Source organism: Leyella stercorea, assembly GCF_021531355.1.
Taxonomy (GTDB): domain Bacteria; phylum Bacteroidota; class Bacteroidia; order Bacteroidales; family Bacteroidaceae; genus Prevotella.
Genome location: NZ_JADYTS010000194.1, coordinates 1 through 628, shown reverse-complemented (window position 1 = coordinate 628; position 628 = coordinate 1). Strand labels below are relative to the sequence as shown.

At 34.4% G+C, this 628-nt stretch carries 1 protein-coding gene; it reads right to left on the bottom strand.

Annotated elements, in window-relative coordinates; translation table 11 throughout:
• Positions 1-56: 56 nt before the first annotated feature.
• Positions 57-551: a GxxExxY protein gene (locus I6E38_RS15040; protein WP_235394733.1), complete on the bottom strand. Its 495-nt coding sequence runs from the start codon at positions 549-551 to the stop codon at positions 57-59.
• Positions 552-628 lie beyond the last annotated feature (77 nt).

The following is a 628-nucleotide window of genomic DNA, read 5'->3' as shown; positions in this document are numbered from 1 at the left end:
TATATTTACGAAAATTCACGTGACATTTACGATAATTTACGTTATGCGACAGAAAGTTATGCTTCGTGAACTATAACATTTTCGTAAGGGTCCACATAATTTTCATTTTGATCATCTTCATTTACGAAAGGTATTGGCTCCATATTACGATCTACCATATAACAGTGGTTCGTGGATTCATCGTAAACATACCGTTCTCCTTCTAAACTATCGCCTCCGAAATTTATCAACAATCCAACTTTCTTTTGGGTTAGACGAAGATAATTAAAGAGTTGGGCACGATGAGCTGGTATAATCTTATTGACGGATTTGAGTTCAATGACAACATCATCGACAACTACATCCATACGATAGGACTTATTCATCAGACGCTTTTTGTAGAAACAAGGAAGATACTTCTCTGATTCTGCATTAAGCCCTCTATCTTTAAGTTCCATTGTTAGAGCTTCGTTGTAAACAGGTTCAAGCAATCCTCCATTGAGTACACTATGCACTTCCATCGCTGCACCTATTATCTGATATATCTTTTTAGAATATTCCTTAAGATTCATATTATAGAATTAATATTGAACGATTGCGTTATAATCTCATTTTTCAACGTAAATTGCCGTGAATTAAACGTAAATTA

Coding starts and splice junctions, on each gene's coding strand:
- I6E38_RS15040 (WP_235394733.1), bottom strand. CDS start 551: ATGAATCTTAAGGAATATTCTAAAAAGATATATCAGATAATAGGTGCA.